The organism is Methylobacterium sp. AMS5, from assembly GCF_001542815.1.
Classification (GTDB): domain Bacteria; phylum Pseudomonadota; class Alphaproteobacteria; order Rhizobiales; family Beijerinckiaceae; genus Methylobacterium.
Map to the genome: position 1 here is coordinate 2,979,472 of NZ_CP006992.1, position 26,567 is coordinate 3,006,038.

At 70.8% G+C, this 26,567-nt stretch carries 27 protein-coding genes; 16 read left to right on the forward strand and 11 right to left on the reverse strand.

Annotated features, from left to right (window positions below):
* Positions 1 to 23 precede the first annotated feature (23 nt).
* Complete coding sequence (locus Y590_RS13265) at positions 24 to 197, forward strand: metallothionein (protein WP_003606929.1); 174 nt, start codon at positions 24 to 26, stop codon at positions 195 to 197.
* Between the two features lie 27 nt (positions 198 to 224).
* On the opposite strand, the gene Y590_RS13270 is transcribed toward Y590_RS13265, so the two are convergent.
* The gene (locus tag Y590_RS13270) at positions 225 to 1,526 is read right to left on the reverse strand and encodes a c-type cytochrome (RefSeq protein WP_060770257.1); all 1,302 of its coding nucleotides are present in this window, start codon (positions 1,524 to 1,526) and stop codon (positions 225 to 227) included.
* A gap of 218 nt (positions 1,527 to 1,744) precedes the next feature.
* On the opposite strand from Y590_RS13270, the gene Y590_RS13275 reads away from it, so the two are divergent.
* Genes Y590_RS13275 through Y590_RS13290 form a run of 4 tightly spaced genes read left to right on the forward strand, consistent with a single transcriptional unit; the run spans position 1,745 to position 6,590 of the window.
* Complete coding sequence (locus tag Y590_RS13275) at positions 1,745 to 2,830, forward strand: molybdopterin-binding protein (protein WP_060770258.1); 1,086 nt, start codon at positions 1,745 to 1,747, stop codon at positions 2,828 to 2,830.
* Entirely contained in the window at positions 2,827 to 4,803 is a 1,977-nt protein-coding gene (locus Y590_RS13280; RefSeq protein WP_060770259.1) for a molybdopterin biosynthesis protein, read from the forward strand. Before Y590_RS13275 ends, Y590_RS13280 begins: the two co-directional genes overlap by 4 nt.
* A complete protein-coding gene (mobB, locus tag Y590_RS13285; RefSeq protein WP_060770260.1) occupies positions 4,800 to 5,336 on the forward strand; it encodes a molybdopterin-guanine dinucleotide biosynthesis protein B in 537 nt (178 codons plus the stop codon). The genes Y590_RS13280 and mobB overlap by 4 nt, the downstream gene beginning before the upstream one ends.
* Before the next feature lie 3 nt (positions 5,337 to 5,339).
* A complete protein-coding gene (locus Y590_RS13290) occupies positions 5,340 to 6,590 on the forward strand; it encodes a molybdopterin molybdotransferase MoeA (RefSeq protein WP_060770261.1) in 1,251 nt (416 codons plus the stop codon).
* A 58-nt stretch (positions 6,591 to 6,648) separates the two neighbouring features.
* Here the strand turns inward: Y590_RS13290 and Y590_RS13295 are convergent, their stop codons facing one another.
* Entirely contained in the window at positions 6,649 to 7,686 is a 1,038-nt protein-coding gene (locus Y590_RS13295) for a substrate-binding domain-containing protein (protein ID WP_060770262.1), read from the reverse strand.
* Positions 7,687 to 7,811: 125 nt separating this feature from the next.
* Between Y590_RS13295 and Y590_RS13300 the strand changes: the two genes are divergently transcribed.
* The 3 genes from Y590_RS13300 to Y590_RS13310 are packed head-to-tail and all read left to right on the forward strand — an operon-like array spanning position 7,812 to position 10,020.
* A complete protein-coding gene (locus Y590_RS13300) occupies positions 7,812 to 8,507 on the forward strand; it encodes an ABC transporter permease (protein WP_060770263.1) in 696 nt (231 codons plus the stop codon).
* Positions 8,504 to 9,220, forward strand: a complete 717-nt coding sequence (locus tag Y590_RS13305) for an ABC transporter ATP-binding protein (protein WP_060770264.1) — start codon at positions 8,504 to 8,506, stop codon at positions 9,218 to 9,220. Before Y590_RS13300 ends, Y590_RS13305 begins: the two co-directional genes overlap by 4 nt.
* Positions 9,193 to 10,020, forward strand: a complete 828-nt coding sequence (locus tag Y590_RS13310; RefSeq protein WP_060770265.1) for an ABC transporter substrate-binding protein — start codon at positions 9,193 to 9,195, stop codon at positions 10,018 to 10,020. Before Y590_RS13305 ends, Y590_RS13310 begins: the two co-directional genes overlap by 28 nt.
* Positions 10,021 to 10,180: 160 nt before the next feature.
* Here the strand turns inward: Y590_RS13310 and Y590_RS13315 are convergent, their stop codons facing one another.
* The 3 genes from Y590_RS13315 to Y590_RS13325 form a co-directional block, all read right to left on the reverse strand.
* Entirely contained in the window at positions 10,181 to 10,417 is a 237-nt protein-coding gene (locus Y590_RS13315; protein ID WP_060770266.1) for a hypothetical protein, read from the reverse strand.
* Positions 10,418 to 10,460: 43 nt separating this feature from the next.
* Entirely contained in the window at positions 10,461 to 11,105 is a 645-nt protein-coding gene (locus Y590_RS13320) for a PRC-barrel domain-containing protein (protein WP_060770267.1), read from the reverse strand.
* A 67-nt stretch (positions 11,106 to 11,172) separates the two neighbouring features.
* Complete coding sequence (locus Y590_RS13325) at positions 11,173 to 12,849, reverse strand: glucan biosynthesis protein G (protein ID WP_060770268.1); 1,677 nt, start codon at positions 12,847 to 12,849, stop codon at positions 11,173 to 11,175.
* A 34-nt stretch (positions 12,850 to 12,883) separates the two neighbouring features.
* Between Y590_RS13325 and mdoH the strand changes: the two genes are divergently transcribed.
* On the forward strand, positions 12,884 to 14,815 hold the full coding sequence (gene mdoH, locus Y590_RS13330) for a glucans biosynthesis glucosyltransferase MdoH (protein WP_060772288.1): 1,932 nt from the start codon (positions 12,884 to 12,886) through the stop codon (positions 14,813 to 14,815).
* A 93-nt stretch (positions 14,816 to 14,908) separates the two neighbouring features.
* Here mdoH and Y590_RS13335 read toward each other — a convergent pair whose 3' ends face one another.
* A complete protein-coding gene (locus tag Y590_RS13335; protein WP_060770269.1) occupies positions 14,909 to 15,376 on the reverse strand; it encodes a hypothetical protein in 468 nt (155 codons plus the stop codon).
* Between the two features lie 92 nt (positions 15,377 to 15,468).
* A complete protein-coding gene (locus Y590_RS13340) occupies positions 15,469 to 16,686 on the reverse strand; it encodes a trans-sulfuration enzyme family protein (RefSeq protein WP_060770270.1) in 1,218 nt (405 codons plus the stop codon).
* 97 nt (positions 16,687 to 16,783) lie between these two features.
* Between Y590_RS13340 and Y590_RS13345 the strand changes: the two genes are divergently transcribed.
* Positions 16,784 to 17,299, forward strand: a complete 516-nt coding sequence (locus tag Y590_RS13345; RefSeq protein ID WP_060770271.1) for a TspO/MBR family protein — start codon at positions 16,784 to 16,786, stop codon at positions 17,297 to 17,299.
* A 156-nt stretch (positions 17,300 to 17,455) separates the two neighbouring features.
* Here the strand turns inward: Y590_RS13345 and Y590_RS13350 are convergent, their stop codons facing one another.
* The 3 genes from Y590_RS13350 to Y590_RS13360 all read right to left on the reverse strand — a co-directional run bounded on the left by Y590_RS13350 (position 17,456) and on the right by Y590_RS13360 (position 19,599).
* The gene (locus tag Y590_RS13350) at positions 17,456 to 17,821 is read right to left on the reverse strand and encodes a response regulator (protein ID WP_003600588.1); all 366 of its coding nucleotides are present in this window, start codon (positions 17,819 to 17,821) and stop codon (positions 17,456 to 17,458) included.
* A 162-nt stretch (positions 17,822 to 17,983) separates the two neighbouring features.
* On the reverse strand, positions 17,984 to 18,553 hold the full coding sequence (hpt, locus tag Y590_RS13355; RefSeq protein ID WP_060770272.1) for a hypoxanthine phosphoribosyltransferase: 570 nt from the start codon (positions 18,551 to 18,553) through the stop codon (positions 17,984 to 17,986).
* A gap of 290 nt (positions 18,554 to 18,843) precedes the next feature.
* On the reverse strand, positions 18,844 to 19,599 hold the full coding sequence (locus Y590_RS13360; RefSeq protein WP_060770273.1) for a zinc-ribbon domain-containing protein: 756 nt from the start codon (positions 19,597 to 19,599) through the stop codon (positions 18,844 to 18,846).
* Between the two features lie 168 nt (positions 19,600 to 19,767).
* Here Y590_RS13360 and ftsE point away from each other — a divergent pair, with 168 nt between their 5' ends.
* The 3 genes from ftsE (at position 19,768) to Y590_RS13375 (ending at position 22,380) form a co-directional block, all read left to right on the forward strand.
* Positions 19,768 to 20,469 carry a cell division ATP-binding protein FtsE gene (gene ftsE, locus Y590_RS13365; RefSeq protein ID WP_003600594.1) on the forward strand — a complete coding sequence of 234 codons (702 nt, stop codon included), beginning with the start codon at positions 19,768 to 19,770 and terminating at the stop codon, positions 20,467 to 20,469.
* The gene (locus Y590_RS13370) at positions 20,466 to 21,446 is read left to right on the forward strand and encodes a cell division protein FtsX (RefSeq protein WP_060770274.1); all 981 of its coding nucleotides are present in this window, start codon (positions 20,466 to 20,468) and stop codon (positions 21,444 to 21,446) included. Before ftsE ends, Y590_RS13370 begins: the two co-directional genes overlap by 4 nt.
* Before the next feature lie 229 nt (positions 21,447 to 21,675).
* On the forward strand, positions 21,676 to 22,380 hold the full coding sequence (locus tag Y590_RS13375) for a YdcF family protein (RefSeq protein WP_060770275.1): 705 nt from the start codon (positions 21,676 to 21,678) through the stop codon (positions 22,378 to 22,380).
* Between the two features lie 92 nt (positions 22,381 to 22,472).
* Here Y590_RS13375 and Y590_RS13380 read toward each other — a convergent pair whose 3' ends face one another.
* Positions 22,473 to 22,847, reverse strand: a complete 375-nt coding sequence (locus Y590_RS13380; protein ID WP_060770276.1) for a response regulator — start codon at positions 22,845 to 22,847, stop codon at positions 22,473 to 22,475.
* Between the two features lie 270 nt (positions 22,848 to 23,117).
* On the opposite strand from Y590_RS13380, the gene proB reads away from it, so the two are divergent.
* From proB to Y590_RS13395, 3 genes are all read left to right on the forward strand, one after another.
* On the forward strand, positions 23,118 to 24,251 hold the full coding sequence (gene proB / locus Y590_RS13385) for a glutamate 5-kinase (RefSeq protein ID WP_060770277.1): 1,134 nt from the start codon (positions 23,118 to 23,120) through the stop codon (positions 24,249 to 24,251).
* Positions 24,252 to 24,375: 124 nt separating this feature from the next.
* A complete protein-coding gene (locus Y590_RS13390; RefSeq protein WP_060770278.1) occupies positions 24,376 to 25,674 on the forward strand; it encodes a glutamate-5-semialdehyde dehydrogenase in 1,299 nt (432 codons plus the stop codon).
* 55 nt (positions 25,675 to 25,729) lie between these two features.
* Positions 25,730 to 26,287, forward strand: a complete 558-nt coding sequence (locus Y590_RS13395) for a nicotinate-nucleotide adenylyltransferase (RefSeq protein WP_060770279.1) — start codon at positions 25,730 to 25,732, stop codon at positions 26,285 to 26,287.
* The last annotated feature ends 280 nt before the right edge of the window (positions 26,288 to 26,567 follow it).

The following is a 26,567-nucleotide window of genomic DNA, read 5'->3' on the forward strand; positions in this document are numbered from 1 at the left end:
TCGTCTCGAAAAGGATGACCCCGATGGCGAGCGTCGATGTCGATATGGTGAAATGCGCCTGCCCGGACTGCGTGTGCGTGGTCTCGGTCACCAAGGCGGTGAAGCGCGACGAGAAGGCCTTCTGCTGCGACGAGTGCGCCGAAGGTCATCCCGATCATGCCGGCTGCGACCACGCGGGCTGTAGCTGCCACGGCTGATTCGCCGAAGGCTCGACCGGGTGCGGCTCAGTTCGGCCCAGTCGGGTGTTTCTCCGTCGCCTTGGCGAGGAAGCGCATCAGCGCGTCGCGGTCCTCGGCGCTGTTGATGGTCTGCTCCGGCATCCGGGTGCCGGGGGTGAAGCGCGCCGGGCCGACTTCGAACAGGCGGGCGACCGTCTCCGGAGTCCAAACGATGTCCATACCCTTCAGTGCCTCCGAGTAGCGGTAGCCCGAAACCGCCGCGATGCGCCGGCCGAACAGGCCGGCGAGCGTCGGGCCGGCGCGCGGCGCGTCGTCGGGCGTCAAGGTGTGGCAGGCGACGCAGGCGCGGAACACCTCCGCGCCCCGCTCACCGTGAAACGCGGCGAGCGCGTCTGCGGGCCGAGGCATCGCGAGGGGGCCGATCGGCTCGCCGGTCGCCGCGTTCCAGCGCCGCACGAGTCGGTCGCCGCCGCCGGTGACGAGTTCGCCCCCATCCGGCCGCCACGCCAGCGACCAGACCGGAAGGCCCGGCCCGACCAGCGTGAACAGGATCTTTCCGCTGGCCCGCTCGATCATCGCGACGGTACCGCCCGCGCTCGCGGCGGCGATCCGGGTGCCGTCGGGCGCCGGCGCCAGCGCGATCACCGGGGCAGGACCGAGTTCGACCTCTGACCGCACATGCCCGTCGGGGGCGAGAAACCGCACCGTGGCATCTGCCCCTGCCGCGGCGATCTCGCCGTCCGCGGTCACCGCCAACGCGCTGAGCGCGCTCGGCAGCGTCGCGGCCACGGCCGTCTCCCCCTGCGGCGTCCAGATCCGCACGCCGGCGTCGGCGCCGGCCGTGACGAGGCGGCCGTCGGGCAGGAAGGCGACCGCGCTGACGTTGCCCTTGTGTCCTTCGCGAATCCGCGCCGGTCCGCCCGCCAGCGGCCAGATCCGCGCGGTGCCGTCCCAGGCGGCGGAAGCCAGCATGGTTCCGTCGGGCGAGACGGCGAGCCCGGCGACGGGGCCGGCATGTCCTTCGAGCACGCGCTCCGGCTCGGCCTGTCCCAACCGCCACAGGGCGATGCGCCCATCCTCCGAGGCGCTGGCGAAGCGCCCGCCGGGAAGGGCCGCCACGGCGTTCACCGCGCCGTCGTGGAAGCGCAGGACGCTCAGCGCCGCGCCGGTCTCGAGACCCCAGACGATCGCCGCCTGATCGAACCCGCCGGAGACCGCGAGGCGACCGTCGCCCGTCACGGCGAGCGCACGAACCGGCCCGCCGTGGCCGCGCATCTGCGCCGACGCCGGCACGGCGAGCAGGAAGGCCGCGATCAGACCGAGAATCCGCGTCGCCCGCATCGTCATCCAACTCCGTTTTCCCGGCGGACCATACGCGACCGGTCGGGACGCCGTCCGCCCACGGAAGGTGAGGGTTTGTGTCTCAGGCGCCGGAGCGGTGGTCTGCCGAACCTTGATCCGCGCCCGGCGATGGCGCATCGCTCGCGGTGATGAGACAGGACGGAGCCTCACGCATCCTCGCCGTTCGGCCCGCCGCCTTGCCGGCGCGCGCGGAGGCTTGAACGATGCGCGCAGCCTCCGCCGCCCTGACACCGCTCGCCGACGCGCTCGCCCTGCTTTTGCGGCATGCAGCGCCGGTCGCGCCGCGATCGGTGCCGCTGGCGCGATCGGCCGGGCACATCGCCGCGACCTCGCTCACGTTTCCCCAGGACATCCCGGCCGGGCTCACCGCCCTGCGCGACGGCTTCGCGGTGGAGGCCGCGCAGATCAGCGGTGCCTCGCCCTACGCGCCGGTGACGCTGCCCCATGCTCCCGCCTGGGTCGAAGCCGGCGAGCGCCTTCCGCCCGGCACCGACGCGATACTGGCCGCCGAGGGGTTGGAGCACCGCAGCGCCGTCGCGGACGTCGGTCCGGGCGAAGGCACCCGCGCCGCGGGCGAGGATTTTTCCGAAGGTGACGCTCTTCTGACGGCGGGCGAGCGGATCGAGCCGCGCCACCTTCTCGGCCTCGCTGCCGCGGGTCTTTTCGAAGTTGCGATCCGCGAAGCCCGGATTCGCCTCGTGGTGACGGGGGCGCCGGACGTCCTGTCGCCGACGCTCAGTGCCATGATCGCGCGGGCGGGCGGGATTGCCGAGACGGTGACGGTGCCGGATGACGCCGAACGGATCGCCCACGCCATCTTGGCCGACGGGGCGGATGCGGTGTTCGTCCTCGGCGGCACGGGTTTCGGACGCAGCGACCGCAGCGCCGAAGGGCTGGCGCAAGCCGGCCGCGTGGTCGCTCACGGCCTCGCCCTGCGGCCCGGGGAGACGGCGGGGATCGGCGATGCCGGAGACCGCCCGGTCCTGCTCCTGCCCGGCCGGCCCGATGCAGCACTGGCGACCGTCCTGGCGCTCGGCCGGCCGCTGGTCGCAGCGCTGACCAGCGCCGTCGAAGCCGCGCCGAGGGCGGGGCGGACCGCGCGCAAGATCACCTCGACCGTCGGACTTGCCGAAATCGTCTTCGTTCGCGTCCAGGGGACGGACATCGAACCCCTCGGCGGAGCCGACCTTGCCCTACGCCGGTTGATCGAGGCGGACGGAATCGTGCTCGTCCCGCCGGAGCGGGAGGGCTATCCGGCCGGCAGCCTCGTCGAGGTAGTGCCGCTGTGAGCGCGGATCGCGAGACGGATTTCACCCGGCGGCTCGCCGCGGCCGCCCGGCAGGAGCAGTTCCTGACGGTGATGAGCCGCGAGGACGCGCATGCGACCTTCCGCGCAGCGATCCCGCACGCGGCGCTCCCGCCGGAGACCGTGCCGCTGGCCCGGGCGCTCGGGCGGGTGCTCGCCGGCGACATCGCCTCGCCGATCGACGTGCCGCCCTTCGACCGCGCCTTGGTCGACGGTTTTGCGCTTCGCGCCGCCGACACCGAGGGCGCCAACGCCGCGCGGCCCCGCCGGCTCGCTCTCAACCGCGAGATCCTGGCCTGCGGCGTCGCCCCGACGCGTTCGGTGGCCACCGGCACCGCGACGCCGATCGCCACCGGCGGCATGATCCCGCGCGGGGCCGACGCCGTGGTGATGGTCGAGCAGACCGAATTCTTCGAAGACGCCCTTGCCATCGACGTGACGGGTCCGGTCCGGCCGGGGCAGTTCGTCGGCTATGCCGGCGCCGACATGGCCTCGGGCGAAACCGTCCTGCGCAAAGGGGCGGTGGTGACCGCCCGCGAGATCGGCATGCTCGCGGCCTGCGGGCTCGCCCAGATTGCCGTGGTGCGCCGCCCCCGCGTCGCCGTGCTCTCGACGGGCGACGAGCTGGTCGCACCGGGCGGCGAACTGCGCGCGGGCGCCATCTACGATTCGAACGGCGCTATCGTCGCGGCCTCGGTCGCCGAGAACGGCGGCGAGCCCGTGCCGCTCGGCATCGTCCCTGACGACGAGGCGGCGCTCGACATCGCCCTGCGCAAGGCGCTGGCGCGGATCGATCTCGTCGTGCTCTCCGGGGGCACCTCGAAGGGCGCGGGCGATGTCTCGCACCGCATCCTGTCGCGGCTGGGTCCGCCCGGCATCCTCGTCCACGGCGTGGCGCTGAAACCCGGCAAGCCCCTCTGCCTCGCCGTCGCCGAGGGCAAGGCGGTGGTCGTGCTGCCGGGCTTCCCGACCTCCGCGATGTTCACCTTCCACGAATTCGTGGTGCCGCTGGTGCGCGCGCTCGCTGGCCTGCCGCAGCGGGAGGAGGAGGCGGTGTCGGCGCGCCTGCCGCAGCGGCTGACCTCCGAACTCGGCCGCACCGAATTCGTGATGGCCTCGCTCGCTCAGGCGGCCGATGGCCTGGTCGCCCTGCCGCTGCCGAAAGGCTCCGGCTCCGTCACCGCTTTCTCGCAGGCCGATGGCTTCTTCGCCGTGCCGGCCGCGCGCTCGGGCGTCGAGGCGGGCGAGACGGTCTCGGTGGTTCGCCTCGGGGCCGGCGTACGGCCGCCGGACCTCACCATCATCGGCAGCCACTGCATCGGGCTCGACCGGGTGGTCGGGCTGCTGGCCGAGCGGGGCTTTCGTGCCCGCACGGTGTGGGTCGGCTCGGCCGGGGGGCTCGCGGCCCTGCGCCGGGGCGAATGCGATCTGGCCGCCATGCACCTGCTCGACCCCGAGACCGGCCGCTACAACGCGCCCTTCCTCGAAGCGGGCATGAAACTCGCCCCCGGCTGGCGCCGGCTCCAGGGTGTGGTGTTCCGCGCGGGCGACCCCCGCTTCGCGGGCCGCAGCGCCGCCGACGCGGTGAACGCGGCGCTGGCCGATCCCGATGCGGTGATGGTCAACCGCAACGCCGGCTCCGGCACCCGGCTCCTCGTCGATGGCCTGATCGGCGCGGCCCGGCCGGCCGGCTTCTGGAACCAGCCGCGCTCGCACAACGCCGTCGCGGCGGCGGTGGCGCAGGGCCGGGCCGATTGGGGTGTCGCGATCTCCAGCGTCGCGGCGGCCTACGGCCTCGGCTTCCTGCCGCTGGCTCAGGAGCATTACGACTTCGCCTACCGCGAGGCCGACCGCGAGAAGCCCGCGCTCGCCGCCTTCCTGGCGCTTCTCGGCATGCGCGAGGCGGATGCGGCCCTGAACGAACTCGGGTTCGAACCCGGAAGAGGCGAATCGTGAGCGACCTGCGCGTCATCGGCCTCGCCGGTTGGAGCGGGGCGGGCAAGACCACGCTGCTCGCCCGCCTCATCCCGGTCCTCGTCGCCCGCGGGATGCGGGTCGCGACTCTCAAGCATGCCCACCACGCCTTCGACATCGATCAGCCGGGCAAGGATTCCTTCGTCCACCGGCAGGCCGGGGGGAGCGAAGTGATCGTGTCCTCCGCCCGGCGGTGGGCGCAGATCCGCGAGGTCGAGGCTGGCGCGGAGGCCACCCTGCCCGAATTGCTGCGCCGGCTGACGCCGACCGGCCTCGCGTTGGTCGAGGGCTTCAAGCGCGAGGCGCATCCGAAGCTCGAAGTGTTCCGCGCGGCCATTGGCCGTCCGCCCCTGCACGAGGACGACCCGCGCATCGTCGGCATCGCCAGCGACGTTCCCTTCCCGCAGGCGGCGGTGCCGGTGGTCGGGCTCGATGACGTCGAGGCCATCGCCGATCTCGTGACCGAGCGCGCCGAGGCGCTTGAAACCGTGCTCGCCCGGCTGGAAAGATCCTGAGCCATGGCACAGCTCACCGACGATTGCTTCGCCTTCGGGGGCAAGCCGATGCGGATCGAGGAAGCGGTGGCGATGATCGCCGAGCGCTTCCCCGTGGTCGCCGGCACGGAGACCCTGCCGCTCGGCCTCGCCGACGGGCGGATCGCCGCCGCGGACGTCTTTGCGGGCCACGACCTGCCGCCCTTCGCCAACGCCGCGGTCGATGGTTACGCCGTGCGCTTCGCCGACCTCGAGGCAGGAACGCAGACCGTCCTGCCGGTCAGCGGCCGGCTCGCGGCCGGCACGGCGGCCAGAGATCTGCCCGCGGGAACCGCGATCCGCATCTTCACCGGCGCCCCGATGCCGCCCGGCGCCGACACCGTGTTCATGCAGGAGGACGTGCGCCGCGAGGGCGAGCGGGTCGTCCTGCCGCCGGGGCTGAAGCCCGGCGCCAATGCCCGGCCCGCCGGCGAGGATCTGGCGGCGGGCGCCCTCGCGATCCCCGCAGGACGGCGCCTGCGCCCGCAGGATCTGGCCCTCGCCGCCGCGACCGGCCATGCGCAACTCGCCGTGCGCCGCCGGTTGCGGGTCGCCGTGTTCTCGACCGGCGACGAGCTGACCGAGCCCGGCATCCCCCTTCGCCCCGGCGCGATCCACGATTCGAACCGCGTCCTTCTCGTGACCCTGCTGACCCGGCTCGGCGTCGCGGTGGACGACCTCGGCATCCTGCGCGACGATCCCGCCACCCTGCCGACCCGCCTCGCCGAGGCGGCGCGGGACCACGACCTGATCCTCACCTCCGGTGGCGTCTCGACCGGCGAGGAGGATCACGTGAAGACCGCCGTCGAGGCGCAGGGCCGGCTGATGCTCTGGCGGCTGTCGATCAAGCCCGGCCGTCCGGTCGCGGTGGGGCTGGTCGCCGGCACGCCCTTCGTCGGGCTGCCGGGCAATCCGGTGGCGGTCTACATCACGCTGCTCTTCGTGGTGCGGCCCCTGCTCGCCCGGCTCGGCGGCGCGCGCTACGAGCCGCCCCTGTCCTGGCCGGTGCGGGCGGGCTTCAGCTACCGCAAGAAGGCAGGCCGCCGCGAATTCGTCCGCGTCAGTCTCGTCCGCAGCGAGACGGGCGACCTGGAAGCGCGAAAATTCCCGCGCGACGGGGCGGGGGTGCTGACGTCGCTCACCGAGAGCGATGGCCTCGTCGAATTGCCCGACGACGCGACGGGCGTGAACCCCGGCGATCTGCTGGCGTATTATCCGCACGTCTTGCTGTGGTGAGGGCTCGCCTCTCGGCCTGATCCGGCGAGGCCGGGCCGCGGATCGCGACTACGAGACATCAGAGGGGCGGCGCGTAGCCGGGCGTCCGTCCGGCCCGGCTGCGGAGATCCTCGCGGAGCGCCCCGAGCCGTTCCGTATCGATCCGCGCGCGGATCGCGAGGAAATACGTTTCCCAACCCACGGGCTGGAAATCCAGGGCGAAGCGCTCGGCAACCACGCGGGTGCCCATGCCGACATCGGCCGCGCCGGTGGCGATCAGGGCCGCCACCGCCTGATGCGTGAATTCTTCGGTCTGATGGCCGACGATGCGCTCGACGTCGATGCCCGCCTCGGCGCAGAGCCGTTCGAACCAGATTCGGGTGCCGGCCCCCCGTTGCCGGTTGACGAAGCGCGCCCGCCGCGCGGCGATGTCGGCGACACTTCCCAAATCGAGCGGATTGCCGGCGGCCCGCATCAGGCCCTGTTCCCGGCGGAACAGCGGGACGACGACGAGGTCGCGACGGTCGAACACCGCGCCGAAGGGCGCTGGCGGCGGGCCGTCCGACCCGTAATGGAAGCCCGCGGCATCGACCGTTTCCTCGCGCAGCCGCGCCAGGGCATCGAGGCTGCCGGCGACCATCAGGTCGATCTCGCGCCGCGCCTCGATCGCCTCCAGCAGCAGCGGGTCGTGGCTCGCCGCGAGACGGATACGTGCATCGGCCGGTTCCAGAAGCCGCCGCAGGCCCTCGCTCAGCGCCATCTCCTCGGCCGCAAGGGCGGGCGCGAGGCGGGTCCGCGAGGCCTGAAGCAGTGTCAGCAGCGCGACTCCGAGCGGCGTGAGGCTGCTGCCGTGCCCTTTGGTCTTCACCACGACGGGCTGGCCGAGGGCCTGTTCCAGCGCATCGAGTTGCCCCCAGGCCGAGCGATAGGAGATCGAGAGCGCTTCGGCCGCTCCCTGGAGCGAGCCGGTCCGGCCGAGCGCTTCGAGAAGCAGGTACGCACCGCGCAGCGCGAAGTCGGATGCCCCCTCGCAGCGGCCCTCGACATGGAGGCGTACGCGGAGCCCGTCCCACCCGGAGGCGGTCGAAGCCAGGGGCCGCCCGTCCTCACCAACCATATGCAAGGCCTTTCCTATTGATCTTGCGTCAACCGGCGTATCATCCCGGCCTGCCCCGCGCAGCCCCGGATACGCCTCAGCTGCGCTCCGGGTGCGGAGGCGATGATATCGACGAGCCGAGCCCCTTGAGCCAAACCCTTCAGGAGACGTTCTCGCGCCTGTGGACGCTCGACCGGGATGTCCTGGCGATCGCGTGGCTGTCCCTGCGCGTCAGCGTCACCGCCGTCGGGATCGGGCTCGCGCTCGGCATTCCGCTCGGGGCGCTGATCGCGGTGGCGCGGTTTCCAGGGCGCGGCGCCGTCGTCGGGCTTCTCAACACCTTCATGGGCCTGCCGCCGGTGATCGTCGGGCTGATCCTCTATCTCACCCTCTCCCGCTCGGGTCCCTTCGGCGCGTTCGGCCTGCTCTTCACCCCCGCTGCGATGGTGGCGGCGCAGGCGGTGCTGGCGACGCCGCTCGTCGCGGCGCTGACGCGTCAGGTCATCGCCGATGCCGAGGCGCATCTGGGAGAGCAGCTGCGCTCGCTACACCTCACCGCACCGCGCCGAGCAAGTGTGCTGATCTACGACGCGCGGTTCTCGCTGGTCACGGCGGCACTGGCCGCCTTCGGCCGGGCGATCTCGGAAATCGGCGCCGTGCTCGTCGTCGGCGGCAATATCGACGGGCATACCCGCACCATGACGACGGCGATCTCGCTGGAGACGCAGAAGGGCGACCTCAGCCTCGCCCTGGCGCTCGGCCTCGTGCTGATGAGCCTCGTGCTGGCGGTGAACGCCGCCGCCGCGCTCCTGCGCAGCCATGTCGCAAGAGCCTACGGATGAGCGCCGCGCCCGCCATCCGTCTCGACGGCGTCAGCCTGGCGATCGGCGGACGGCCGATCCTCGACCGTCTCGACCTCGACGTCGCCGCGCACGGCATCACCGCCCTGATCGGCCCCAACGGGGCGGGCAAGAGCGTGACCCTGCGGGTGATCGACGGTCTGTTGCGGCCGGATACCGGCACGGTGCGCCTCACGCCCGGCCGCCGCGCCTTCGTGTTCCAGCGCCCCGCTCTGGTGCGCGCGAGTGCGGCCGCCAACGTCGCCCTCGGGCTGGTCTCGCTGAAGCTGTCCCGCCGGGAAAGCGGCGCGCGGATCGCGGCGGCGCTTGCCCGCGTCGGCCTGTCGGAGCGGGCGAAGGACGCGGCGACGCGCTTCTCGGGCGGCGAGCAGCAGCGCCTCGCGCTCGCCCGCGCCTGGGCGATGCGGCCCGACCTCCTGCTCCTCGACGAGCCGACCGCGAGCCTCGATCCGGCCGCGACCGAGACCATCGAGAGCCTGATCACCGAGATGGCGCGGGCCGGCACCACCGTGCTCCTCGTCTCGCACAATCTCGGGCAGGTCGCCCGGCTCGCCGACGAGACCGTGGTGCTCGCCGCCGGCCGCGCCGTGGAGCGGGGTCCGACTCGATCCGTCCTCTTCTCACCCCGCACCCCTGAAGCGCGGGCCTACCTCACCGGAGAACTGCCTTGGACCTCCTTCGCCGCAGCTTCCTGACGCTCTCGCTCCTTGCCGCCCTCGGCACGGCCTCACCGCTCTCAGCCGAGCCCGCCTCGATCGTCGTCGCCTCCACGACCTCGACCGAGCAATCGGGCCTGTTCAAGCACATCCTGCCGCTGTTCAAGCAGAAGAGCGGGATCGACGTGAAGGTGGTGGCGCTCGGCACCGGCCAAGCCCTCGACGCCGCGCGCCGGGGCGACGCCGACGTCGTGCTCGTTCACGACCGCCCGGCCGAGGACAAGTTCGTCGCCGAGGGCTTCGCCAAGGGGCGGCAGGACGTGATGTACAACGACTACGTGCTGATCGGCCCGAAGGCCGACCCGGCCGGCATCCGGGGCAAGGGGGTGGACGACGCCTTCAAGGCCATCGCGGAGGGACAAGCGCCCTTCGTCTCACGCGGCGACCGCTCCGGCACCCACAGCGCCGAACTGCGGAGCTGGAAGGAGGCCGGCGTCGATCTCCCGGCGGTCCGCGGCGACTGGTATCGCGATGTCGGACAGGGAATGGGTCCGGCGCTCAACACCGCCTCGTCGCTCGGCGCCTACGTCCTGGCCGATCGCGGCACGTGGCTTTCGTTCAAGAATCGGGGCGACCTGACCATCCTCGTCGAGGGCGACAAGCGCCTGTTCAACCCCTACGGCGTGATGCTGGTGAATCCGGATAAGCACCCGAGCGTGAAGGTGAAGGAAGGCCAAGCCTTCATCGATTGGCTGGTTTCGCCCGAGGGACAGCAGGCAATCGCCGATTACAAGATCAACGGCGAGCCGTTGTTCTTCCCGAGCGCGAAGAAGGGCTGACGCTCGTCTACACCGCCTCATCCCGAGGCGCCGCGCAGTGGCCTCGAAGGATTCTTTCGGTTCCCGTGCGGTGACTGGCGGACCCATCGAGGGCGACGCTTCGCGCCGCCACCTCAGGGTGAGGAGGCGGGTTGGAAAGAAGACCCCAACGATCCCGTCTCTACCGCGGCGGACCCGACTGACGCTTGCGGGCGAAGACCCACAGGGCCAGCACGGCGAGCGCGATCAGCACGCTGACCCAGACCCAGTTGAAATCGGTGGCCGCGGACGTCGCCGCGCCCGAACTGGAGCCGGACGGCCCCGATTCCGGAATCGGCGGGGCAGGGTTGGTGGCCTGGGCGAGCGCCGCATGAAGTCCGGCGAGCCAGACCGTCACGGCGAAGGCGGCATGTCTCATGATACGCAAGCTCCAAGGATGCAGGCCGCCCGGGCGAAGGCGGTTACTCTTTCGCCTTGTCGAACTGGAAGGCCGGCGCGTCGTTGAGCTGTGCCTTGGTCAAGCGCACCTCGGCATGGATCAGATCGTGGCCCACGAGCACCGTCGCGGGCGTGGAACTTGGCCGCTGAGGCTCGACCGGACCGGTCGCTTCTGTGACGCGGCCGCTCTGCTGGTTCTGCACCGCGCCCAGAACCTCGGGGGAAACCTTCGAACCCGGCATCGTCTCCGCACTGGCCTTGTCGGCGGCCTTCTCGCTCGGTGCGTTGTCCGGCGTCACCACCGAAGACGTGCCGCCGGTGAGGGACACATCCTCGAAATTCCAGGCGAGCTGGTCGAAGGGCACCGCGACGTATTTTTCGCCGACGCCGAGGAAGCCGCCGACGCCGATCACCACCGCCTGGATGCGGCCGGTGCCGTCCACGAGCACGTCCTCGATCTTGCCGACCCGGACATGGTCCGCCCCGACCACGCCGACGCCGATCACCTTGGAGCCGCGCATCGTGCCCACCTCGGGCCGCTCGATAAAGCGGGTGGCCGCAGGCCCGGCGGGCGCCGCCTCGGCGAGGGCGGGAAGCGGGGCAACCGCGAGTGAGAGGGCGAGGGCGGCGAGCGCGGATCGCGGGACGCTGGACAAGTTGGGACGCATCCCTGACTCCGGGTTCGGACGTGCTGGTGCCCCGTTAACGGCCGGCGACCCTGCCAGTTCATCCGCGTCAGGCGACGCCGTCCCACGTCTCGGTGATAACGCGTCCCGCATGCGAGAGGCGGGCGCGCAGTACCACGTCCCCCGCAGGCCGCGGATCGGGCGGCCGGAACTCGGCGTAGAGGCGCCAGCCGCCGGTCTGCGGCACCCGCTCGGCATAGGGCTCGACCAGCGCGCCCGCGCTCGCCGAGAGCGCCACGTCGATGGATGCCTTCGGATCGTCGGGCAGGCCCGGCCCCTCGAAGTCGATGGCGTAGAGGCGCCGCTGCGGCGAGGGCGGATCGGTCGGCCGCAGACGCTCAGCCGAACCGACGCGGGTCGAAACCACACGGGCGAGCGGCGGCGCGAGGGCCGGCGCCGGCTCGGCGCCGACCGTGACGAGGGAATAGGCGAGCCGCAATGGCTTGCCTGCTTCAACGGGCGCCTCCGGCACGAAGGCGGCGACGATGTTGTCGGTCGCCTCCGTGCGTGAGGGGATCTCGAACAGCCGGACCGCACCCGCGCCGAATCCGCCCTGCGGCGTCATCCACAGGCCCGGCCGGTCCTCGTGCTGCGCCTGCACGTCGAGATAGGCGGCAAAGTGCCGTTCCCGTTGCAGCAGCCCGAAGCCTTCGAGCGGGGCGGCGCGGAACGACGAGATCTGCGGCGCGGGCCGGCCGTTGACGAGGGGCCGCCACAACCGGTCGCCGGTGGTCTGCACCACCAGCCCGTCCGAATCGTGCACCTGTGGTCGGAAATCGTCGAACGGCTCGGCGCCGGGCACGCCCGGCCCGTTCTCGCCGAACAGGAACATACTGGTGTGCGGCGCGAGGCCGAGCGCTGCGATCGGACGGCGCGGAAACAAGGCGGCTTCGACCGCGACATGGGACGGATCGCCCGGCGTGACGGCGAAGCGATAGGCGCCCGTCAGGCTCGGACCGTCGAGCAGCGCGAGAATCGTGATCGTCGCCGCGCCGCCGTGCGGCTCCTCGATCCAGAAACTGGTGAAGTCGGGAAACTCCTCGCCCTGCGGCAATCCCGTATTCACGGCGATGCCGCGGGCCGAGAGGCCATAGATCTGCCCCCGGCCGCGGATGCGGAAGTAGGAGGCACCGAGGAAGACCAGGAATTCCTCGTGGGCCTGCGGCCGGCTCGCATCGAACCCGTGGGCGATGCGAAAGCCCGCATAGCCGAGCGAGGTGGGATAGCGGCGCCCCTGCAAGGCCGGCCCGAGATCGAACAGGTCGGGATCGTAGCCGAAGGGGCGCACGCCGTCGGGCGATTGCAGGAAAATTTCCACCCGCTTGGCGTGCAGGTTGCCGCGGTGGAACGGCTGCATCGAGAACCGGGGTCCGAGCGGGACCGTCGCCTCGGGTCGGAAGCGGATCGCCTGGAAGGCGTCGTAGTCGAGCGCGGCCAGCTCCGGCGGCAGGGAGCTGCTCGGCGCCGCGTAAACCTGCGCCGCCAGCCGCTCGGCCCGTTCCGCCACGGCCTCGAAGGTGACCGGACGGGCCTCGATCGGCGATTGGGATGAGGCGTTTGGCAACGTTTGAGCCATCGTTCTGGCGGCATTCAGGTCGAAGAGGCCAGGAATGCCCAGGCCGGCCGTACCGGCAAGAGCACCTCGAAAAGCGCCACGGACGATGGCGCGCCGCGAAACGTCGATTGCTTCGGGCGCCTCGTTGTCCGCGTCCGACGATCCTGCCATCCGTTCATCCCTCCCGCGAGTGTCGACGCCGATCATGTCCAGCCCAGACTTGCCGCAGGCGGACCGCTCCGTCGAGACGGGGGCCGGGGGTGAAACCCGCCCGAGGGGCGCGGGCCCCGCGCCGCGGCCGGCCTCGTTCCGCCTGCGCCGCCTCGCGCTGGCGGCGCCGACGCTGGCCATCGCCGCCGCCATCGCCGCCCTGGCGCTCGCGGCCTACGGCGTGCCGGAGACGTGGCTCGGGTGCGCCGTGCTCGGGCTCTTCGTCGTGCTGATGGCGTGGCAGAGCTTCACCGCGTGGCAGTATCTCTACGGGCTCATCGCCGCGCTGATGGGCGACCGTACCCTGTCCGCGCTGGAGCGCCGCGCCGCGACGATCTCGACCCGTCCCACCGGCCTCAGCCGCACGGCGGCGGTGGTGGCGATCCATGCCGAGGACCCGCTCGCGGTGTTCTCGGCGATCCGGGTCATGGCCCGCTCGCTCCAGCGCGAGGGCGGCGACGGTTCGGATGTCGACATCTTCGTCCTGTCCGATACCCGCGAGGGCGCGATCAGCGCGGTCGAGGAGCACGAATTCGCCCGCATCCAGGCCTGGAGCCGGCGCGAGGGCCGCGGCATGCCGCGCATCCGCTACCGCCGCCGCGCCGACAATTCCGGCCGCAAGGCGGGCAACATCGCCGAGTTCTGCGCCACTTATGGGCACGAATACGACTTCATGATCGTGCTCGACGCCGACAGCCTGATGACCGGCGCCGCCATGCGCCGGCTCGCCCGGCTGATGGAGGAGAACCCGCGCACCGGCCTGATCCAGACCGTTTCCTACGCGGCCGGCCGCGACACGCTGTTCGCGCGCATCCAGCAATTCGCCGTGCGCCTCTATGCGCCGCTCTCCCTGCGCTGCCTCGAGACGTGGCAGGGGCCGGACGGCTCCTACTGGGGTCACAACGCGATCCTGCGCATCGAGGCGTTTGCGAACAACGCCGAACTCCCGGTCCTCTCCGGCAAGCCGCCTTTGGGCGGCGAGATCCTCTGCCACGACATCGTCGAGGGGGCGCTGCTGCGCCGCGCCGGCTGGGAAGTGCGCCTGCTGCCGGAGATGGGCGGCACCTGGGAGGAAATGCCGACCAACCTCATCGACCTGCTCGGGCGCGAGCGGCGCTGGTGCCAGGGCAACCTGCAGCATATCCGCGTGCTGCCGATGAAGGGGTTGCTCGGCGCGAGCCGCTGGCATCTCGGCGTGGGTATCCTCGGCTACTGCGTGTATCCGCTCTGGATCGCCTTCCTCGCGCTCGGCACGTGGCAGGCGGTGCGCTCGGGCGAACTCGGACTGATCGGCTACGGTCTCGACGGCGGCAACGCGGCGGCCTGGGCGCTCGCGGCCCTCGTCGTCGCGGTGATGGCGCTGCCGAAGCTGCTGAGCCTCGGCTACGTCCTCGCCTCGGCCCGGCGCCGGGCGGATTTCGGCGGCACCCGCTCGCTGCTCGTGAGCGCGGCGCTCGAACAGGCGATCTGGATCTTGCTCTGGCCGGTGATGGCGCTGTTCGCGGCGGGCGCCGTCGTGACGACCCTGTTCGGGCGGGTGGTTCGCTGGGACACGCAATCCCGCAACGATCGCAGCGTGCCGTGGCGGGAGGCGCTCCGCCTCCAGAGCGACGCGGTTGCGGCGGGCGGGGCGCTCGCTGTGCTGCTCGCCTTCGGCAGTTCCTGGCTCGCCCTGTGGATGGCGCCGGTCGCCCTCGCTCTGCTGACGAGCCCGTTCCAGAGTGTTCTCACCAGCAGCACCCGCCTCGGGCTCGGCTCGAAGGCGCGCGGCCTCTTCCTCACCGAGGACGACACGCGCCCGGCTCCGGAACTGCTCGAATTGCACCAGAGCCGCACCGCCGGCGCCGAGCCGGCGGCGATCACCGCCGCGCCGTCCGCGTGGCTCCCTGCCACCATCGAAGAGGCGCACGCGCCGAACCTGCGCTGAGCGCTCTGCGCCGAAGCGGATTTCCGGCTCGGCGCGAGGGCGCAGCCCTCGGCGCTCATGGGCCGACAGGATCGGCGCGGATGAGCCGCCGGGCTACTTGCCCTCGAGCACCTCGATCGGATTGGTGCGCTGGGTGGGCGCGGGGTCGCGGGTGAGGGTGCTCCCACCCTTCCTTTCGCCGCGGCTGGCCGCACCACCGACATCGGACTTGCCCGAGGAGTCGAGGGCGGGCTGTGTCGGGACCGTACCGCTCGCCAGTTCGAGGCAGGTCAGCAGCTCGACATAGGACGGGAAGCCACCGGCCTCGAATTGCTGCGTGCATTGCGTCTTGGCCGCGGCCGGAAATTCGCTCCAGCGCTTCTTCAGATCCCGTTCGGCGCCGCGCTCGGAATTGAGGCAGGAATCGGCGCTGACATTGTCGCTGAGCGTCTTCTGAACCCGCTTTGCCGATTGGCAGGTCGCCTCGACATCGAGCTTCGGCGGCCCGTCCTCGGCCTTGGCTGCGCCGCAGACAAGGCCGAAGGAGAGTGTGGCGAGGAGGAGGGGCTTGCGGTTCATCATGGCGGCTCGCGTCCCGGTTGGGGCTCGTCGCCCCGACAACGCACGGAGCACCGCAACGGCCACGCGCCCTCCACAAAATTCCGAAAAAAGCGTCAGCCGGTCGGCCTGTGCGCAGCCGTCAGAGCCGCGTCGAGATCGCGAAGCAGGTCCTCCGGATCTTCGATGCCGGTGGAGAGGCGCAACAGGTCGGGCGGGCAGGGGGTACCCGGCCCCTCGACGGAGGCGCGGTGTTCGATGAGGCTCTCCACGCCGCCGAGCGAGGTGGCCCGCTTCCACAGAGCCACCCGCGCGGCGGTCTCGATCGCCGCCGCCTCGCCGCCGGCCACGCGGATCGAGAGCATGTAGCCGAACCCGCCCGTCATCTGCCGCGCGGCAACCGCGTGGCCGGGATGGTCGGGCAGCCCCGGATAGAGCACCGCGCTCACGAGCGGATGCGCGGAGAGCCGCTGCGCGAGGTGGAGCGCCCCGGCGCTCTGTGCGGCGGCGCGCAAGGGCAGCGTGCGCAGTCCCCGCATCAGAAGGTACGCCTCGAACGGGCCGAGGATCGCGCCCCAGCCGCCGCGGATCGCCACGAGCCGATCCCAGAACGCATCCGTCCGCGCCCCGGCCAGAACGCCGGCCACCACGTCGGAATGGCCGTTCAGGATCTTGGTGGCCGAATGCATCACGATGTCGGCCCCGAGCGTCAGCGGCCGGGTCAGAATCGGGCTCGCAGCGGTCGAGTCCACGGCGACCCGCGCCCCGGCGGCATGGGCGATCTCGGCAATGCGGGCGATGTCGGTGACCGTGCAGAGCGGGTTGCCCGGCGTCTCGACCCAGACGAGACGGGTCTTGCCGGGCCGGATCGCGGCACGCACGGCCTCGGTGTCGTCCATCGGCACGAAGTCGACCGCAAGGTCGAGGCGCGGCGCCTCCTGCCTCAGCCAGCGACGCAGTCCCCAGTACATGACGTCGGGCGCGATCACGTGGTCGCCGCGCTCCAACGCGCAGAACACCGCCGACGCTGCCGCCATGCCGGAGCCGAACAGCAGGGCGCCCGCTTCCGCCCGTTCGAGCGCGGCGATCACGTCCTCCGCCTCGCGCGTCGTGGCGTTGTCGGGACGGGCGTAGACGAAACCGGAGCGGTAGGCGTTGTCGGGGTCGCGCAGATAGGTGGTCGAGAGATGAAGCGGCGGCACCACCGCCCGCGTCACCGGATCGACCCGGCCGAGCGCCTGCGCGGCCAGCGTCGCCGGGCGCCATTCCTCGGACGAAAGCGCCTCGGAAGACGCTGCATCGGAATCGCCGTGAGGCGCGTTGGACCGGCTCATGGGTTTCCTCGCTCGGTGTCGGGTCGCGATGCCGGCTTGAGCGAATCCGCCGGACCGGGCAAGGCGGAGAAATGAGCGACGGAGCATTGCAGGGCGCATGAGCGCATTGGACATCCCCGAGCGGCCGGCGCTGCCGCCGATCCCACGGCTCGCCGCCGCGATCCTCCCCGTCATCCTGGTGACGGCGGTGGGGTCGCTCTCGACCGGCACCAATATCGAGGAGTGGTATACGACGATCCGCAAGCCGGCCTTCAACCCGCCGAACTGGGTGTTTCCAGTGGCTTGGACCATCCTCTATGCCCTGATCGCGGTCTCTCTCTGGCGGCTGCTCGGCGCGCGCCCGGTGCCGGGGCCGGCCCGGAAGGCGTGGTGGCTGGCACTGGCCGCCTTCGGCGCGCAGCTCGCCCTCAATGCCGCCTGGACACCGGTCTTCTTCGCCGCCCACCAGCTCGGCCTCGCGCTGATCGTCGCGCTCGCCATGCTGACCATGATCCTGTGGACGATCCGCCTCTCCTGGCGCTTCGATCGGGCCGCGGCGTGGCTGCTCGTGCCCTACGCCGCCTGGGTGTCGTTTGCCTGCCTGCTCAACGGAACGATCTGGCAGATGAACTGAGTCCCGAGAGCGCATCCCGACGAAGGGGTTACCGGTTCGTCGGGATACGCCTCGAACCCATGATCGAGAAGCGCCGGCCCGATGCAATCAGGTCGGATACGGATCAACGGCACCTTGCCGAAAGGTGGGCGCCGCTTTCGGCAAAAGGACGATGCCTTAGGCCGCCAGCGCCCGCGTCACCGTGGAGCGCAGGTCGGCCAGGGAGAAGGGCTTGGTCAGCACGTCGGTGACGATGGCATCGAGGCCGCGGGCGCGCTCGCGCTGGTCGGCAAAGCCCGTCATCAGCAGGATCGTGAGATCGGGATAGTCGCGCTTGGCCGCGAGCGACAGCGCGATGCCGTCCATCAGCGGCATGCGGATATCGGTCAACATCAGGTCGAAGCCGCCGCCGGCCTCGGACAGGCGATCGAGGCCGTCGCTGCCGTCGATGGCCGTGACGACGGTGTGACCGTCCAATTCCAGCCCGCGCTTGAGGAAGCCGCGAACCGTATCCTCGTCATCCACGAGCAGGATGCGCGCCATGGTCGGGCGTCCTCTACCGTTCCTTCGATGTGGATCGTCGCGCCCGAGTGACCGCAGGGAAGCGCGGCCTGTCAAGCCTCATAAGCTGACAGAGTTCCATCGGTGGCAAATTTCGAGCAAGTATCACGTTCTTATCAGGAATTTGCCGGACCGGGATTACGGTCAGGCGCCCCCGAACAGATCCGCGTCGCTGCTGTCGTAGTCGACCAATCCGACGAAGGGGAGCTGGCGGAAGGCGTGGGCGGCGTCCATGCCGTAGCCGACCACGAACACGTCCGGGCAGGTGAAGCCGACGAAATCCGCGTCGATCGTCACGGCACGCTTGCCCGGCTTCTCCAGGAGCACCGCGGTCAGCACGCGCTTGGCGCCGCGGGCCATCAACAGGTCCTTGGCGAAGACGACCGTGCGGCCGGATTCGAGGATGTCGTCGACCAGCAGCACGTCACGCCCGCGCACTTCGCTCTGCACGTCGCGCAGGATCTCGACTTGGCCCGAGGAGACGGTCGAGTTGCGGTAGCTGGAGAGATGCACGAACTCGACCTGCGGCGAGAGCCCGGCCCGGTGGAGCGACCGCAGCAGGTCGGCGGCGAACATGAAGCTGCCCTTGAGCACCGCGACGACGAGCAGGTTCTCGGGCTTGGCCGCGACGATCTCGTCAGCCAACTCGTCGTTGCGCTTGGCGATCGCCGCCTCGTCGAACAGGACACGGACGCGTTTCGATGCGGTGCTCATGCGGCTCGTGATGGTTTCGCGGAATGTTCCAACGGCACGAACCACCGTCGGCCGTGCCATACTTCACCATACCATGCGCAGCGGGCTCCGCCAGCGTTGCAGACCCGCGCAAGCGACGCGCCCGCTGCCGGATCGACGCAATCCACAGCTGTAAGCCGGAACGCCACGATGGCTTTCCCGAGATTTCTCCAGAGCATCATCCCGAAAGGTGGTTGCCGGCTTTCGGAAATGGATGATGCAAAATCAGGAGGATAGAGCACCGTCCCGGATCCTATATCCAGGGCGGTGCTCTAAGGGGACGGAACGGCGCCCGCGCCGACGGCGGCATCGTCCGAGAAGCGCACCTCGACCTGCCGGCCCTTTTCCGGGGGGGCCGAGAGGCTCGCCTTGAACCGCGCCCGCTCGCCGGGCTCCAGGGCCGCGCGCGGTCCCGGGACGGTCCAACGGTAGAGCGACTGTCCCCCGGCGTCGCGGACCTCGAGCTCGATCGCCGGCACGGCGACCCGGTCCCGGGCAACCGCCACGAGATCCCCCTCCACGACGAGCCGGGCTGGGTTGCTGCCGTCGGCGGCCACCTGAAACGCGGCGATGTCGGTCAGATCGATGCCGCGCAAATTCACCGGCAGGCCCACGCGGGCAAAGAGCCCCGCCGTCTGCGGCATCGCCCGCACGACGCTGGCGCGCCCGAGGAGCACGAGCGGCAAGGCGGCGGCAAGGACGAGGCAGGCGGCAAGCGCCGGGGAGAAGCGCCGCGCCGAGCGCTTCGGCTTGCTCCGCTTGGCGGCCTTCCCTTTGCTCGGCCGCGGACGCGGCACGGGTTCATCGACCGGGGCTTCGGTTGGCGGCGGCTCCGGTGATGGGGGAGCGGCGCTGGTGTCAGGCTCCTCGGCCGCCGACATCTCGTCGAACATCGCGGCCACGACCTCGTCGGACGAGATGAACCACGTCTCGCGGCAGGCCGCGCAGCGCACCGAGCGCCCGCTGGTGCCGACGCGGTCGGCATCGATGCGATACTCGCTGGCGCAGGCCGGGCAGACGATCAGCATGGGATGGGTTAAGCCGCGTCGGTGTCAGGTCCCGGCAGCGGGTTGCCGCGCTCTCGAAAAGGACACAAACGTTCTCACCGAGTAGGGTTAACCGGCAGTGAAGCCGGGTATGGCACAGGGTGATGTGTCGCGTGCGAAGCGTGGAGTGAGCGGTCCTTGTCGGCTGGGATGAAAACGGGCAGCCTCCTGTCCGGCGCGGAGGAGCCCGTCGTCCGGTTCGAGAGCGTCGGCATGCGCTACGGCCTCGGGCCGGAGGTGCTGTCCGATGTGAGCTTCGAGATCGCGCCGCACTCTTTTCAGTTCCTCACCGGCCCGTCCGGAGCGGGTAAGACGACGCTGCTGCGCCTGATCCTGCTCTCCGTGCGCCCGACCCGCGGCATCGTCTCGGTGTTCGGCCGGGAGGTGAGCGGGATCTCCAACGACGCGCTCACGGGCTTGCGCCGCCGCATGGGCGTGGTGTTCCAGGATTTCCGCCTGCTCGATCACCTGACGACCTATGAGAACGTGGCCCTGCCCCTGCGCGTGCAGGAGCGGGCGGAGGCGAGCTACCGGGCGGAGGTCGTCGAATTGCTGCGCTGGGTGGGCCTCGGCGAGCGCATGCACGTCCTGCCGCCGCTCCTGTCGGGCGGCGAGAAGCAGCGCGCGGCGATCGCGCGGGCGTTGATCGCGCGGCCGGAACTGCTGCTGGCCGACGAGCCGACCGGCAACGTCGATCCGAGCCTCGCCCGGCGCCTGCTGCGGCTGTTCATGGAGCTGAACCGGCTCGGCACGTCCGTGGTGATCGCCACCCACGATTACGGCTTGATGGATCTCGTCGAGGCGCGCCGCATGGTGCTCGCCGACGGCAGGCTGCGGGTGGAAGGCCCATGAGCGAGGTGCGCTCCCCCGCCCGGAGCGGCGCAGCTGCGGCGAAAGCGGCGGCCTCCGCATCCGAGGCGCCGCTTCCGGCCAACCTGCGTCGCAACGCCCCCCTGGTGCCGACCGATTCCGCCGCGAGCCGGGCGCTGGCGGCGGTCATCGCCATCCTCACCTTCCTCGCGGCGCTCTGCGCGGGTGCGGCGGAAATCGCCGTCTCCAGCGCCAGCCAGTGGCAGGGCAGCGTCGCGCAGGAGATGACGGTGCAGATCCGGCCCGGAGCCGGGCGCGACATCGAGGCGGACGTGAAGCGGGCCGAAAGCCTCGCACGCGCCGCGCCGGGCATCGTCGGTGCGCGCATCTTCTCCAAGGCGGAGTCCGAGCGGCTGCTCGAACCCTGGCTCGGAAGTGGCCTCGACATGTCGGACCTGCCGGTTCCGCGTCTGATCGCGCTGACGCTCGCGAGCGACCGAAGCCCCGACCTCGCGGCTTTGCGCGCCGCGCTCACCGAGGCGCTTCCGGGCGTGGCGAGCCTCGACGACCACGCGCTCTGGCTCCAGCGACTCTCGACCATGGCCAACACCTTCGCCGGCATCGGCATCGGCATCGTCCTCCTCGTCCTGTTCGCCACCGGGCTCGCCGTGGTCTTCGCCACCCGCGGCGCCATGGCCGGAAACCGCGAGGTGGTCGAGGTGCTGCACTTCGTGGGCGCCGACGACGACTACATCGCCAAGGCCTTCCAGAGCCGCTTCTTCCGCTTAGGCTTGAGGGGAGGGGCGCTGGGTGCGGGCGCCGCGCTGCTGACCTGCGCGCTCGCCGGCCTGTTCGCCCGGATGTGGCGCTCGGGACCGGCTGGCGAGGAGATCGAGGCGCTGTTCGGGACGTTCCAGATCGGCTGGCGGGGTTACGCGATCATCGTGTTCATCGGCGTGATCGCGTCCCTCGTCACGGCGGCCGTGTCGCGCTTCACCGTACGCCGGTTCCTCCGATAGAGTCGGGTCGATTGAACCCGTTAACGTTTCGACAACCATTGAGAACCGAGAGTCTCGGCACCGACACCGTTCATGAGCCCCTGTTCCGTCCGTCATGCTTCCGCGAGTGCCCCGCCGACAGGCGGCCGGCCCGGGCCGGCTCCCAAACGAATCCCACCGCGAGGCGCTCGGATGGTCCTGGGCGGCGGACCTGTCGGCCCACGCATCGTCGCAGCCCTCCGCGGCTCGAATGACTGAGAACCCGGCGCGGCCGCGGCGCGGCATCCGGCTCCTTCGGGCCTTCGTCGGCCTCTCCCTCCTCGGTCTGCTCGCTCTGGCGGGCGGCTTCCTCGCTTTCGTCGCGGTGGTCGAGCGAACCGACCGGCCGAGCCTGGACGGCGTCGATGGCGTCGTCGCCATGACCGGGGGCTCGCAACGCGTCGGCGATGCCATCGATCTGCTGGCGGAGGGCCATGGCAGGCGGCTGCTGATCTCAGGCGTCAACGAGCGCACCACCCGCGAGGAGATCGTGCGCCTCAATCCGTCACAGGAGCACTGGATCACCTGCTGCGTCGATCTCGACTACCGGGCGCGCAACACGATCGGCAACGCCATCGAGACCCGGCGCTGGATGCGGCGCCACAGCTTCGGCACCGTCGTGGTCGTGACGTCGAACTATCACATGCCGCGCACCCTGGTGGAGTTGCGGCATGCCCTGAAGGACGGCGAGACGCTGATCCCCTATCCCGTCGTCTCCGATGGGCTCGATGTCGGCCGCTGGTGGGCGGATCCGGCGGCCACCCGTCTGCTCGGGGCCGAATATCTCAAATTTCTGGTCGCCTGGGGACGGACCCGTTTCGAGTCCGACCCGGAGCAGTCACGCTTCGCCGTACTGATCGGGCGCCGCCAACCGGTGAAGGTCGTGGCCGAACGGTTGCTACGCGAGGCGAACTGACCGGCGCGGCGGCCCCGCCCGTGGCCAGCAAGGCGTGCCGACGATTCAGGTCGGCTATGCCGCCGCCAAAGCCGAGAAGCAGGCGGGAGGGGTCAGGCGGGGGGCATCAGCGCGCTCAACGCCCTTAAGATCGTATCGAATGTCACCGGCTTCTCGAACCGTGGAACGGCGGCGTAGGCATCCGGAATGGAACCCGCGTCGTAGCCCGTCACGAACAGGAAGGGTGTGCGCCGGACAATCAGACGCTCGGCGACGGCGTAGGCGCGCTCGCCCCTGAGACCGAGGTCGAGAATCGCGCCGTCCACGGCGCCATCGGAACCAAGGGCATCCAGGGCCGCCTCGATGCTGGCGACCGGGCCGCGAACGACCGCCCCGGCCTTCTCCAAGCCCCGGCGCAATTCATCGGCCCAGAAGTAATCGTCCTCGACGATCAGAACGCAGCGGTTCACGAGGGCACTGACCGGCAACGGGGCACTTCCTCCGATTCGAAGCGCGTCGAGATGCGCGCGGGCTTCGCGTGAAGCCCCTTTTCGGCACCATCAATTCAAAGAACATGATTAAAATGAGCCAGCGTGCATGACGTATCACTCGTTGGCGAAAAAGCACCTAGAAATTGTATGACCCTGAATTCGGTGGCCGGCTGATGTGCGGCAAGGATCTGGCCAGGACCGGACGTTTGATGCACAGGAACCGTCTTCGGCACCAGCACTCGCCAGGCTCCCCGTAACGACTGTCGCATGACCGCGCTCCTCCCTCCCGCTCTCGAAGATTTCCGCCGCGTCGTCGTGAAGGTCGGCTCGGCCCTCCTGGTGGATCGCGCGCGGGGACGCCTGCGTCACGCGTGGCTCGCCGCGCTCGCCGAGGACATCGCCGATCTGCACGGTCGCGGCGTCGATGTCGTGGTCGTCTCCTCCGGCGCCATCGCGCTCGGCCGCACGGTGCTGGGCCTTCCGCCCGGTGCGCTGCGCCTGGAGGAGAGCCAAGCGTCGGCGGCGGTGGGCCAGATCGCGCTCGCCCGGTACTGGACCGAGGCGCTCGGTCACCACGACATCGTCGCGGGACAGGTGCTTGTGACGCCGAAGGACACCGAGGAGCGCCGCCGCTACCTCAACGCCCGCGCGACAATGCAGAAGCTTCTCGAAGTGCGCGCGGTCCCGGTCGTCAACGAGAACGACACGGTGGCGACCGCCGAGATCCGCTACGGCGACAACGACCGACTGGCGGCGCGGGTCGCCACCATGATCGGGGCCGACGTGCTGGTGCTGTTCTCCGACATCGACGGCCTCTACACCGCGCCGCCTCACAGCGACCCGCAAGCGCGCCACCTGCCGGTGATCGAGCGGGTGACCCCGGAGATCGAGGCGATGGCCGGGGGGCCCGCTTCCGATCTGTCCCGCGGCGGCATGCGCACCAAGGTCGAGGCGGCCAAGATCGCCGCCAGCGGGGGCACCCACATGGTCATCGCCGACGGGCGCGGAAAAAATCCGCTGCGCGTGGTGCGAGAGGGCGGACGCTGCTCGTGGTTCCTGTCGGGCTCGACCCCCACCGCCGCGCGCAAGACCTGGATCGCGGGCTCGCTGGAGGCCTCCGGCACCCTCGTGGTCGATGCCGGCGCCGCCCGCGCGCTTCAGGGCGGGGCGAGCCTGCTGCCGGTGGGCGTCACCGCCATCGAGGGAAGCTTCGCCAAGGGCGACACCGTGCTGATCCGCGGACCCGAGGGGCGCATCCTCGGGCGGGGGCTCGTGGCCTATGACAGCGCAGATGCCGCCGCCATCATCGGCCGCTCCAGCCGCGAGATCGCCGCCGCCTCGGTCCAAGCCGGTCGCACGGAAATGATCCACCGCGACGACCTTGCAATGATCGGGGCCTGACGCGGCAACTTCACATCGACGCTTGTTCAACCCCAAGGCGATGTGCAAAGGGGCGCGGGAGGGTGCATATGCATTCAAATGCGCAATCGCGCCGCACCAGCGGTGCCAGACGGGAAGCAGGAACGTGCCTGTCCTGAATCTCAAGTCCGATCTCGCGGACGCCGACGACCTCGAGACGCTGATGGCCGGCATCGGCCGGCGCGCCCGCGCCGCCGGCCGGGCCATGGCGCTCGCGCCGGCGCAGACCAAGGATCTGGGCCTGCGGGCCATCGCGGAGCAAATCCGCGCCAGCGCCCCGGCGATCCTGCGCGAGAACGCGCGGGACGTCTCCGCCGCGCAGGCCGCGGGCCTCACTAAGGCGATCATCGACCGCCTGACCCTGGACGAGGGTCGGGTCGCGGCGATCGCCGAGGCGGTGGAGAAGGTCGCGGGCCTGGCCGATCCGGTCGGACGCCAGCTCGCCGCCTTCGAGCGGCCGAACGGTCTATTGATCGAGCGCATCTCGGTGCCGCTCGGCGTTGTCGGCGTCATCTTCGAGAGCCGCCCCAACGTGACGGCGGATGCCGGCGCGCTCTGCCTCAAGGCCGGCAACGCCGCGATTCTGCGCGCGGGCTCGGATTCACACCGCACCGCGACCGCTATCGCGGCGGCGATGAGCGAGGGCCTCGCCCGCGCCGGATTGCCTGCGGATGCGATCCAACTCGTCCCGACCCGCGACCGGGCAGCGGTCGGCCTGATGCTCACCGGTCTCGGCGGCTGCGTCGACGTGATCGTGCCCCGCGGCGGGCGCAGCCTCGTGGAGCGCGTCCACGCCGAAGCCAAGGTGCCGGTCTTCGCCCATCTCGACGGCATCTGCCACGTCTACGTGGCCGAAGGCGCCGACCTCGGCATGGCGCGCAGCCTGCTCCTCAACAGCAAGATGCGGCGCACCGGCATCTGCGGCGCCGCCGAGACGCTGCTCGTCGATGCGGCGGTGGCGCAGACCCACCTCAAGCCGCTGGTCGAGGCGCTGCTCGAATCCGGTTGTGCCGTGCGCGGCGACGCGGCGACGCAAGCCGCCGACCCGCGGGTGAGTGCGGCGACCGACGCGGACTGGCGCACCGAGTATCTCGACGCGATCATCTCCGCGAAGGTGGTCGATGGGCTCGATGCGGCGATCGCTCATATCGAGGCCAACGGCTCGCACCACACCGACGCGATCATCACCGACGACACCGAGGCCGCCGCGCGCTTCCTCAATGAAGTCGATTCGGCGATCGTGACCCACAATGCCTCGACGCAGTTCGCTGATGGCGGCGAGTTCGGCTTCGGCGCCGAGATCGGGATCGCCACCGGGCGGATGCATGCCCGCGGCCCGGTCGGCGTCGAGCAGCTCACCACCTTCAAGTACCGCGTCCACGGCAGCGGCCAGACGCGGCCGTGACGCGCTGACGGCGGTTCCTCTGCGCGATCACAGGCTACCGCCGGCCGCGCCCGGCATGCGGATCGGCCTCTACGGCGGTTCTTTCAACCCGGCGCATGCAGGGCACCTGCATGTCAGCCGCACCGCCCTGCGGCGCCTTCGGCTCGACCGGGTCTGGTGGCTCGTCACGCCCGGCAACCCGCTCAAGGACCATGGCGTGCTCGCCCCGCTGGACGAGCGGGTGGCGCAGGCGCGGGCGCTCGCCACCGATCCGCGCATCGCGGTCACCGGCTTCGAGAGGGGGATCGGCAGCCGCTACACCGCCGATACGCTGCGCTGGCTGGTCCGGCGCCGGCCGGCCCTTCACTTCGTGTGGATCATGGGTGCGGATTCGCTCGGCACCTTCCATCGCTGGCGCCGTTTCGACGAGATCCTGTCGCTGATGCCGGTCGCGGTGATCGACCGGCCCGGTTACACCCTGACGGCTTCTTCGGCGCGGGCGGCGCAGGCTTTCGCATCGGCCCGAATTCCGGAAGCGGACGCCCCCACCCTGGCGATCCGCCCCACGCCGGCCTGGACCTTCCTGCACGGTCCGCGCTCCGCGTTGTCCTCCACCGCTCTGCGCACGCGGTGACGGGGCCTCCTGCCGACGACATGACGTCGAAATTCGCCGACCCGAGACGACCCGGCACCGTACGGCGCCCGCTCGCGGCGTGCCCGTCCTCCGATCGGTCGCGAAAACGTCCATCATATGGGCGCGCGAAGCCACGTTTTGCCTCCCCAATCGCGGCACACGAGCCTTAGGGCGCTTCTTCCGCTTGAAAAGTGGGCCGAAAGCGGCCAATTTCAGCGCGTGGCGGGACCGCCGCGAATTGATCTTCGGGAATCGAGACCCTGTCCGCACACATTCCACA